This is a genomic window from Eudoraea sp. (assembly GCF_049669105.1).
Classification (GTDB): domain Bacteria; phylum Bacteroidota; class Bacteroidia; order Flavobacteriales; family Flavobacteriaceae; genus Eudoraea.
Map to the genome: position 1 here is coordinate 1 of NZ_JBATKE010000042.1, position 10,075 is coordinate 10,075.

The following is a 10,075-nucleotide window of genomic DNA, read 5'->3' on the forward strand; positions in this document are numbered from 1 at the left end:
CATCCCTGAACAAGGCTTAATAGTGTAGGAGTGGCCACAGTATATCCCAGCGCCAACCCCATATTTTTTAATGCTACTCTTCTATCCATTATAATAATCCTTTTTTAAGTTGTTCGGCAGCATGGTCCGCTGCCCTGGCCGTGAAAGCCATATAGGTCAATGAAGGGTTCACACAGGCCGCTGAGGTCATAAATGCCCCATCTGTAACATATACATTTTTAACAGTATGTACCTGGTTATATCCGTTAACTACGGAGGTTTTTGGGTCTCGGCCCATCCGTGCGGTTCCCATTTCATGAATTCCTAAACCAAGGGCTCCCGGCCTGTCAAAAGCTTCAACATCTCTAAGTCCTGCTTTTGTCAGCATTTCATAGGCCTGTTCTTTCATATCTTCCCGCATCTTCCACTCGTTTTCCTTGAACTCTGCATCAAACGTTACTGTTGGTAATCCCCAACCATCTAATTTGTCATAATCCAATGTCATCCTGTTATCTTCATAGGGTAAGACTTCTCCAAAACCACTCATCCCAAAGTTCCATCCCCCGGGCTTAAGTATAGCTTCTTTTAGGTTTTTACCATGAGACAATTCAGAAACCGCCTCATCCCAGTTACTTCTGCTGCCGCTTCCCTGATAACCATATCCGCGTATAAACTCTTTCATATTAGAATCTCCGCCAATATTCCGGAAGCGAGGCACATAGATCCCATTAGGTTTTCTTCCCTTGTAAAATTTGTCCTCATAACCGTCATATTTTCCTGCGGCGCCTACCCCAAGATGATGGTCCATAATATTTCTGCCTAACTGATCTGAATCATTACCCATTCCGTTGGGGAACCGATCCGATTTTGATTGCATCAATATTGATGTAGAAGCTATAGAAGAGGCACAAAGGAAGATCACCTTTGCTTTAAATTCAAATGTTTCTTTGGTAACCTTGTCTATTACTTTTACTCCGGTTGCTTTTTTGGTATTGGGATCGTACATAACCTCATGAACAATAGAATCGGGTCTCAGGGTCATATTTCCAGTGGCTTCTGCTGCCGGTAAGGTAGAGGAGTTACTGCTGAAATATGCGCCAAAAGGGCATCCGCGTATACATCTGTTTCTAAATTGACAGCGGGTTCTCCCATCCCCGTCAAACTGTTTAGCACTGTTAATATGGGCCACTCGGCCAGCGGTGATAACGCGCCCCCCAAAATTATCAGCTACCTTTTCACGGACATGTTGTTCAATACAGTTTAGTTCCATCATAGGCTCAAACTCACTGTCTGGTAATTGTGGAAGCCCTAAAGTTTCCCCTGTCACCCCAATATAGGTTTCAACTTTGCTATACCAGGGTGCTATATCTTTATATCGGACCGGCCAGTCAACGGCTATGCCATCCTTTTTATTAGCTTCAAAATCCAGATCGCTCCAACGGTAGCTATGGCGCCCCCAAAGCAATGATCTCCCACCCACGTGGTAACCGCGCATCCAGTCGAATCGTTTTGTTTCATTATAGGGATGTTCCAGGTCATTGACAAACCAAAAATTATGTTGTGCTCTTACGGTGTAGCCTGTACGCGCTTGTTTTGACTGTTTGGCTACTTCTTTCGGGGGCATTTCCCCATTATTCGGAAAGTCCCAGGTATCCATATTTGCTGTGGGATAATCTTCACGATGCTTTACCATTCGCCCTCGTTCCAGAACAAGTGTCTTTAATCCTTTCTCACACAATTCTTTTGCTGCCCAACCACCACTAATACCGGTACCTACAACAATCGCATCATACGAGTCCTGTTCTTCATTATAATAAAATTTACCCATGTAGTACTATTGTTTACTTGCTAAAAGTATCAAATATAAAATTAATTTTCTACATTTAAAGTCATATTAACTTATGGAGTCTTCATTAAAATGAAATGTAAACTGAGAATATAAAAAAGCTTTATTCTATTAAGGTTGAATAACATATTAAAGCCAATTCCAGTGATATTTCGAATGAGAAAATATAGTTACCTAAGGTTTTAAAAGTATACGAACTATTTTACAGAATCAGATTTATGAAAAGAAGAAAATTCATTAGAAATAGCACCCAGGCAGGGATAGGTCTTTCTTTGCTTGGAATTTATTCCTGCAAGGACGAAAAGAAAGTTGTAAAAGAAGAAGAAAATGTCGAAAAAGATGCGCTTATGTCCATAGCCCCCTTTTTTAAATTATCCCTGGCACAATGGTCTATTCACAATATGATCAATAATGACGGTGTTGATCCTTATACCTTTGCTGAAAAAGCCAAGAATTGGGGATTTGAAGGACTGGAGTATGTAAGTCAGCTATATAACAAAGAGTTAGAGCCCGCCAATTATTCAAAGGAAGCCATGCAATCTTTTGTAGATAAATCTAACGCCGAAGCTGAAAAACACGGTTTAAAGAATGTCTTGATAATGATTGATGGACAAGGAGATCTGGCAATTTCCGATTCTAAAGAACGCAAAAAAGCAGTTGAAAATCACTATAAATGGGTTGATGCTGCCGCGTCTATGGGTTGCCACTCAATTAGAGTAAATCTTTCGGGGAGTTCCGATCCAATTGAATGGAAAGCCAATTCAATTGACGGCCTTTCCCAGCTTTCCACATATGCAAAAACAAAAAATATAAATATACTTGTGGAAAATCACGGAGGACTTTCATCAAATGCTGCTATGCTCTCCGAGGTGATGAGCCAGGTAAACATGTCAAATTGTGGCACCTTACCTGATTTTGGTAATTTCTGTATAAAAAGAAAAGATCCGAAAGATTATTCTGCCGGCTGCGCAGAGAATTACGATATTTATAAAGGCGTAAAGGAACTCATGGTACATGCCAAAGCAGTTAGTGCGAAATCACACGATTTTGATGCAAATGGAAATGAGACTGAAATAGACTATGTTCATATGCTACAAATTGTTAAGGATGCGGGTTATACGGGTTATATTGGTGTTGAATACGAAGGAAGTGAATTATCTGAAGAAGAAGGGATTATAGCCACAAGAGACTTATTACTCAAAGCATCTAAAGAAGTTACCTAACCACGCATCATGACCTATGAAAGTTTTTTTTAATCAGCTCTTTGATTACAATTTTTATTGCAATAAAAAGCTTATCGAGGAGTGCATTAAGCTCGATAAGGTACCGGAGAAAAGCATATTGTTATTCAGCCATATCCTTAATGCCCACAATTTATGGAATGCAAGAATTCTTGGGAAACCTGCTGATTATAAAGTTTGGCAGATTCACCCTATTAAAAATTGGGGGGATATTCATTATGAAAACCAACGAAGTTCTTTTGAAATAACCACGAATGCTACAGATTTTGAAATAAGGATAGACTTTGATAATGAAGAAGGAAGGCTTTTCACAAGTACTTTACAGGATATATTATTCCATATTATAAACCATTCTACACATCACAGGTCCCAAATAGCTATGAATTTTAGGGATAATGAACTGGAACCTCTTTCATTAGACTATATTTTTTATAAACGCTAGCGGAAAAATTCATGAATAAAAAGATTCAGGTTCAACTTTCAGTAATGATGTTCTTGGAGTTTTTTATTTGGGGTAGTTGGTATGTTACTATGGGTATTTATTTACCTAATAGTTTGGATGCAAGCGACCCTGAAATCGCCATGGCTTATTCTACACAATCCTGGGGAGCAATTATTGCTCCGTTTATTATCGGACTCATTGCAGACCGTTATTTTAACGCAGAAAGGATTTTGGGAGTATTACATCTTATTGGAGCAGTTTTAATGGTGCAGTTGACTTATGCAACAAGTTTTAGTGGATTTTACCCTTATATTTTAGGTTACATGATATTGTATATGCCAACCTTGGCACTGGTTAATTCAGTTTCCTTTAATCAGATGGATAACCCGGCAAAACAGTTCTCCTTTGTTCGCGTTTTTGGAACCGCAGGTTGGATAGTCGCTGGTTTAGCTATTAGTTATTTCTTTCATTGGGATTCTATGGAAGGTTTAGCCAAAGGCTATCTTAGAAATACATTCTTAATGACTGCAGTAGCATCGGGCATATTGGGATTTTTTAGTTTTACCCTGCCAAAAACACCTCCTTCAATAACAGGGAAAAGAAAAATAAGGATAGCAGATATTTTTGGCTTTGAAGCCCTAAAACTTTTAAAGAACAGAAATTTTTTAGTGTTTTTCCTGGCTTCTGTATTTATCTGTATTCCTTTGGCCTTTTACTATCAGCATGCAGGACAATTCCTGGGAGAAATTGGGGTCTCAAACCCGGCAGGTAAAATGACCATAGGTCAGATATCAGAGATTCTATTTATGCTTCTTTTGCCTTTCTTTTTTAAGAGGTTTGGCTTTAAAAATACAATGATAGTTGCTATGTTGGCTTGGATGGTGCGTTATATCTGTTTTGCCTATGGAAGCGCCGGAGAATTTTCATTCCTTCTGCTTCTGGGGATTGCTTTACATGGCATTTGTTATGATTTCTTTTTTGTATCGGGCCAGATATATACGGATAGCAAAGCGGGACCAAAATACAAAAGTGCAGCCCAGGGATTGATTACGCTGGCTACTTATGGAGTTGGTATGTTAATGGGATTCTGGATAGCGGGGAGAATAACGGATTATTTTATTCTGGAAGAAGTCTCACATAATTGGGAAATGATCTGGATGTTTCCTGCAGCATTTGCACTTGGGGTTTCTGTATTGTTTGCGTTCTTGTTTAAAAACGAGAAAATTGCCTATAAATCTTAGATATTTTACATAAATTGAACCGACCATATAGGTTCAAAAAAGAGATTAAGAATCATAAGAAAATGGCATATTTTGAAAAGATTTTAACGAAAAGGTGAATATTAGAATAATAAAAATGATAAAATAAAATGGCAAAAAAAATTAGATTAGGAGTAATAGGCGGAGGTGGAGATTCCCTCATTGGGGTATTGCACAGAGTAGCCTCGCATATAAATGATAATTACCAAATAGTGGGGGGAGTTTTTAATCCCGATTTTGAATTGAACATGGAATTTGCAAAAGAAATTGATGTTCCAACAAATAGGATTTATAAGGATTTTGACACCCTTATTGATGAAGAATTAAAGCTGCCTAAAGAAGAAAGAATGCAGGTATGTTCGGTTCTTACGCCAAATTTTCTGCATTTCCCTATGGCCAAGAAACTGTTGGACAATGGGTTTCACGTCATCTGCGAAAAACCAATGACGACTACTTTGGAAGAAGCAAAAATTTTACAGGAGGCTCATAAAAAGGCAGGGACTGTTTTTGTCGTAACGCATACATATACGGGCTACCCGATGGTTCGTCAAATGCGTGAGATGATCAAGGATGGGGCTTTAGGCAAGATTCATAAAGTAGATGCCAGGTATTATCAGGGATGGATTAACACAATAATCCATGACAAAGAAAAACGCTCCTCTGTATGGAGGCTGGATCCAAAAAAGGCAGGAATAAGTTCCTGTATGGGAGACATAGGGGTACATGCTTTTAATCTTATAGAGTATACTACAGGGTTAAGAGTAAAATCTCTGTTGTGCGATTTCAATTACCTCTATGATGACAACCAAATGGATGTAGACGGTACTGTATTATTGCGTATGGGAGAACATATTAAAGGTGTCATAAGAGGCAGCCAGGTGGCCACAGGTGAAGAAAACGGATTGGCAATTAGAATTTATGGTGAGAAAGCTGCTTTTGTATGGGAACAGGAAAGGCCTAATTTTCTCTATATGTTGAGTGATACAGAACCAACTCAAATATATAAACCGGGGCATGGATATAATTCTAAGCTATCTCTTGATGGAACTAAATTACCTCCAGGACATCCCGAAGGTATTTTTGATTCCATGGCTAATATTTATTTAGGAGCTGCCAGGGCTATACGTGGAGAAGATTATAATGACGGCGAATTCCCAACTATGTTAGACGGTGTTCGGGGACTTAATTTTATTGAAGCTACCGTGGAATCTAATAAGGAGGGTAATGTTTGGGTAAACATGGAATAATCATAACTACACTATAAAAAATAAAGAGCCGCTTTGAGCGGCTCTTTATTTTAATATATCTTTTTCTTTTATTGTATTGGCCGTATCATATAACTGAACGATAGATTGGTTGCAGGTATTTGATACTCTTTATGTGGCATTAGCCCCCAACTATTATCTCCCCCAATTCCCATTTGACTTTGGTCTATATTGATGTTGATCAGATCTCGTTTCGGAATATCAAATGTATGGCGTTGCTGTTTCTCTTCTCCTTCATCAAAATCGGAATTATATTGGTGATGCGCGCTAAACCCAAAAGTAGTAGGGGCTGTAATTAAAATTCCCTTTCCTTTGCCATTGGTAAAAGAAAGTGTGCGCACATCGGTGCGATTACCATTTTCCTGTGGACGAATGTATTCAAAATATAAATCTTCAACTTTTGCCTCGTACAATCCCACTAAGGCCGAAGTTTTACGGTCCTGGTAGTTTTCATGGGCTCCCCTGCCATACCAAGTTACATTTTCGTAGGCGTTATCGATAACGAAATTATTGCCAAATCGTGGTAAAATGGGAAGCGTTTCATCAATCCCCGTTAGCTGAGTACTTACCAATACTTCCCCTTTGTTGTTGATGCTATATGTTATAGCTACTTGCCCCTCAACAGCTGGCAATGCATAGGTTGTGGTCAATTGTAAACCCTTTTTGACCTTAAAAGGGTTGTCGGCCAATTTTACCACATCCATTACTTTTTTCTCTCCATTGGATTTCACCTCAAAAGCCATTAGATTTTGATTATCAGTAGCTTCCTTCCACTTTTTTAGTTTTAAGGGCATATTGTAGCCAAAATCATTGTCGGTCGGTGCACGCCAGAAATTTACGCGCTGTCCTTTTTTAATGAGGTTCCCTTGACCGTAATCTAATGTAACGAGTGTGCCATCGTTGCTGTTGAACCCAATTTCAAATCCATTTCCAAGGACTTTGATGGTATTATTTTCTTTTCTTACAGATATTCCTTCTGTAGAATTTTCAAAAATAGCGGGTTTGTATTCGGTTAATTGAAATTGTTCATAGGCTATTAAAAAATGTTCAGGGATTAAAGCAGAAGCTGTTTTGGTGGTTGCAAAAATGTTTAAAAAATATTCTGCGTTTTTGTTTTTAAGTTCAGGTAATTCTAGTTGTAACTCTTTTGATGCATAGGGAGCTACTTCTACCTCAGGCAGGTTCCCCTTCGCTATCTGAATTCCATTTTCCATCAACCTCCAAGAAAAATTGTATTCTGAGAGATTTGTAAAATCATATTTATTGGTCAGGGTAATTTTGCCCGTTTTTGGATTTTCAGAATCAAATTTTACGTATTGGTATACTTTTTTCACTTCATATAAGGAAGGATGTGCAGAACGATCAGGATTTACGATTCCGTTTAAGCAAAAATTATCGTCGTTTTGAAGATCTTGTCCACCAAGATCTCCACCAAAAGCGTAAAATTCAACGCCTTCTTCATTTTTGGTTTTGAGGCCTTGATCTACCCAATCCCAAATAAATCCGCCTTGTAATACATCATACTTTTCTATAGCATCCCAATAATCCTGCAAGTTGCCAACGCTATTCCCCATAGCATGTGCATATTCACATTGTATAAAGGGACGTTTAGGATTGTTTTCCGCATAAGCTATGCTTGCTTCTATAGTGGCGTACATAGGTGCCTGTATATCAGAATTCGCATACATTGTTGCTCCTTCGTATTGCACTGGCCTTGTGTTGTCATGCGCTTTTAACCAAGCGTAAGTGGCCTCAAGGTTTTGACCGTTACCCGCTTCATTTCCTAAAGACCAGGTAACAATGGACGTAAAGTTTTTATCACGTTCGAACATGCGAATAGTACGGTCCAGGTGCATGGCTTTCCATTCCGGTCTATAGCCTGGGTGAATTTTCTTGGCCGCTTCGTTTTTATCAAGGCCTTGATTGGTTGCACCCATTCCATGAATTTCTATATTGGCTTCATCGACAATATAAAAGCCATATTTATCTGCCATCCTGTAAAAGAATGGGTTTTTGGGATAGTGACTACAACGAATCGCGTTTATATTACTGCGTTTCATCACTTCCATGTCTTTTAGTGTTAGTTCTTCACTAATAACGTGTCCGGATTCTTCATCATGATCGTGTAAGTTTACTCCTTTGATTAGTACAGGTTGCCCATTGACTAAAAATTGGTTGTTTTTGATTTCCACTTTTCGGAAACCTATTTTTGAACTTATAGTTTCGGTAACCATTCCTTTTTTATTTTTGACCACAAATAATAAGGTGTAGAGGTAGGGTTTTTCAGCGTTCCAGGTTTTTATGTTTGGTATTTTCTTTTCAAAGTTTAGAGTATTGTTCCCTTCTGTAAGGTCAATTTTTTTGGTTTCTGCATAGATTTCGGTATCACCGTCCAATAACTTTACCTGTATTTGATATCCTTTGGCTTTTTTGTCAGAAGTATTGATTTGTAAATTAAGGTTGAGCTTACCATCGATATAGTTATTTTCTAAATCCGCAATAGCCCTGTAGTCTTTAAGGGTTGTTTTATTAGTGGCATATAGGTAAACATTACGGTCTATACCGCTGAGACGCCAAAAATCCTGATCTTCCATATAACTGGCGTCAGACCAGCGTAAAACCTGGACAGCCAGCGAATTTTTCCCCTTTTGAAGATATTGCGTAATATCAAATTCAGCAGGTGTTTTACTACCTTCACTATAACCAACCTTTTTTCCGTTTATCCATACGTATGCAGCACCACTTACACCCTCAAAGTGTAGATATATGTTTTTCCCGTTCCAATTTTCGGGAATTTCAAAATTACGTTTGTAGCTTCCTACAGGATTTTCATCATGGGGAATAAAAGGAGGATTTTTGGGGAAAGGATAAACTATATTGGTATATATAGGAATACCGTGTCCTTCTAGTTCCCAGTTAGAGGGAACAGAGATTTTGTCCCAGTCGGAAGTATCAAATTCAGAATTGAAAAAATCAACAGATCTTTCGGGGACACTTTCAACATAGTTGAAATCCCAATTTCCATTTAAAGATTGATACAAAGGAGAGTTCTCCCAACTTTCATTTTCTAGTGCGTTCTTAACGGTTTCATAACGGTAAAAAGAAGCTGTTGGTGCTTCTCGATTAATTTGAAATATTTCAGGATTCTCCCATTCAGCATTCTCCCATTTTGAGACTTGGGCGTTCGCAGCCAGGAAAAGAAAGAGACCTATTAGAGTTGGGGAAAACCTAAATTTTTTCTTATCGGATACTAAAATATGCATGACTGTGTTGATTTAAAAGGAGGATACTTCAAGATAAATAGGATTTTAAGAAGAAAGACGTGGTTGCCTATCTTTCAAAAACCTTTTCAAAATATTCACATACAACGATCATGCTTTCTCTTGGAACTCTTCCAAATGCTTCCAGCTCTTTGGTATATTCATCCCAGTGTTTATTTTTCCAATATGTCAGTGACAAATCACCTTCACCTTCAATTTTAGAATAAGATTCCCTTATACTAAAGAATGGCTTAAGACGAACGGCTACTGTTCTTAAAATACATTTTGCATCTCCTTTCCAATCTGTTAGTACCGTAAAATCTCCAATCCTGGGAAGCGGTTCCTTTCTATGCTGAAGTCCTAATAAGGAATGAGAAGTAGCTCTTTTTTTTCCTGACAAGATTAAATTTAGCGTTTCCTTTACTTCCTTTTCATTTTCACCAATTTGTGTAACCTTAGGTTCTTGTGAAAAGGCATATTCCAGGTGATTGTCTAAATAGTCTCCCCACAAATTTCTAGCTGATGCATTTTTCATAGAATATACACTTTTGGTTTAGGAAAATTTACCTGTATTAATCTCTTTTGCAGCATGAAGGGCTGCCCTGGCGGTAAAAGCCATGTAGGTAAGGGAAGGATTCACACAACTTGCAGATGTCATAAACGCCCCGTCCGTTATATATATATTAGGCACATCATGAACCTGATTATGTTGGTTCACCACAGAAGTCCTGGGGTTCCAACCCATTCGTGCGCCTCCCATTTCATGAATGCCCAGACCAGGAC

8 protein-coding genes are annotated in these 10,075 nt (G+C 38.4%); 4 read left to right on the forward strand and 4 right to left on the reverse strand.

Annotated elements, in window-relative coordinates:
- Positions 1 to 88: 88 nt before the first annotated feature.
- The gene (locus WBM60_RS03285) at positions 89 to 1,807 is read right to left on the reverse strand and encodes a GMC oxidoreductase (protein ID WP_424263421.1); all 1,719 of its coding nucleotides are present in this window, start codon (positions 1,805 to 1,807) and stop codon (positions 89 to 91) included.
- Positions 1,808 to 2,043: 236 nt separating this feature from the next.
- Here WBM60_RS03285 and WBM60_RS03290 point away from each other — a divergent pair, with 236 nt between their 5' ends.
- The 4 genes from WBM60_RS03290 (at position 2,044) to WBM60_RS03305 (ending at position 6,014) form a co-directional block, all read left to right on the forward strand.
- On the forward strand, positions 2,044 to 3,048 hold the full coding sequence (locus WBM60_RS03290) for a sugar phosphate isomerase/epimerase family protein (RefSeq protein WP_424282754.1): 1,005 nt from the start codon (positions 2,044 to 2,046) through the stop codon (positions 3,046 to 3,048).
- A gap of 16 nt (positions 3,049 to 3,064) precedes the next feature.
- Positions 3,065 to 3,508 carry a DinB family protein gene (locus tag WBM60_RS03295; protein WP_424263425.1) on the forward strand — a complete coding sequence of 148 codons (444 nt, stop codon included), beginning with the start codon at positions 3,065 to 3,067 and terminating at the stop codon, positions 3,506 to 3,508.
- A gap of 11 nt (positions 3,509 to 3,519) precedes the next feature.
- Complete coding sequence (locus WBM60_RS03300; protein ID WP_424282755.1) at positions 3,520 to 4,749, forward strand: nucleoside permease; 1,230 nt, start codon at positions 3,520 to 3,522, stop codon at positions 4,747 to 4,749.
- A 128-nt stretch (positions 4,750 to 4,877) separates the two neighbouring features.
- Positions 4,878 to 6,014 carry a Gfo/Idh/MocA family protein gene (locus WBM60_RS03305; RefSeq protein WP_424262451.1) on the forward strand — a complete coding sequence of 379 codons (1,137 nt, stop codon included), beginning with the start codon at positions 4,878 to 4,880 and terminating at the stop codon, positions 6,012 to 6,014.
- Between the two features lie 68 nt (positions 6,015 to 6,082).
- Here the strand turns inward: WBM60_RS03305 and WBM60_RS03310 are convergent, their stop codons facing one another.
- From WBM60_RS03310 to WBM60_RS03320, 3 genes are all read right to left on the reverse strand, one after another.
- Positions 6,083 to 9,295, reverse strand: a complete 3,213-nt coding sequence (locus tag WBM60_RS03310) for a glycoside hydrolase family 2 TIM barrel-domain containing protein (RefSeq protein ID WP_424282756.1) — start codon at positions 9,293 to 9,295, stop codon at positions 6,083 to 6,085.
- A 67-nt stretch (positions 9,296 to 9,362) separates the two neighbouring features.
- Entirely contained in the window at positions 9,363 to 9,827 is a 465-nt protein-coding gene (locus WBM60_RS03315) for an ASCH domain-containing protein (RefSeq protein ID WP_424261952.1), read from the reverse strand.
- Between the two features lie 18 nt (positions 9,828 to 9,845).
- A partial coding sequence (locus WBM60_RS03320) for a GMC family oxidoreductase (RefSeq protein ID WP_424282757.1) occupies positions 9,846 to 10,075 on the reverse strand: 230 nt, incomplete at its 5' end.

Coding starts and splice junctions, on each gene's coding strand:
- WBM60_RS03300 (WP_424282755.1), top strand. CDS start 3,520: ATGAATAAAAAGATTCAGGTTCAACTTTCAGTAATGATGTTCTTGGAG.
- WBM60_RS03305 (WP_424262451.1), top strand. CDS start 4,878: ATGGCAAAAAAAATTAGATTAGGAGTAATAGGCGGAGGTGGAGATTCC.
- WBM60_RS03315 (WP_424261952.1), bottom strand. CDS start 9,827: ATGAAAAATGCATCAGCTAGAAATTTGTGGGGAGACTATTTAGACAAT.
- WBM60_RS03285 (WP_424263421.1), bottom strand. CDS start 1,807: ATGGGTAAATTTTATTATAATGAAGAACAGGACTCGTATGATGCGATT.
- WBM60_RS03295 (WP_424263425.1), top strand. CDS start 3,065: ATGAAAGTTTTTTTTAATCAGCTCTTTGATTACAATTTTTATTGCAAT.
- WBM60_RS03290 (WP_424282754.1), top strand. CDS start 2,044: ATGAAAAGAAGAAAATTCATTAGAAATAGCACCCAGGCAGGGATAGGT.
- WBM60_RS03310 (WP_424282756.1), bottom strand. CDS start 9,295: ATGCATATTTTAGTATCCGATAAGAAAAAATTTAGGTTTTCCCCAACT.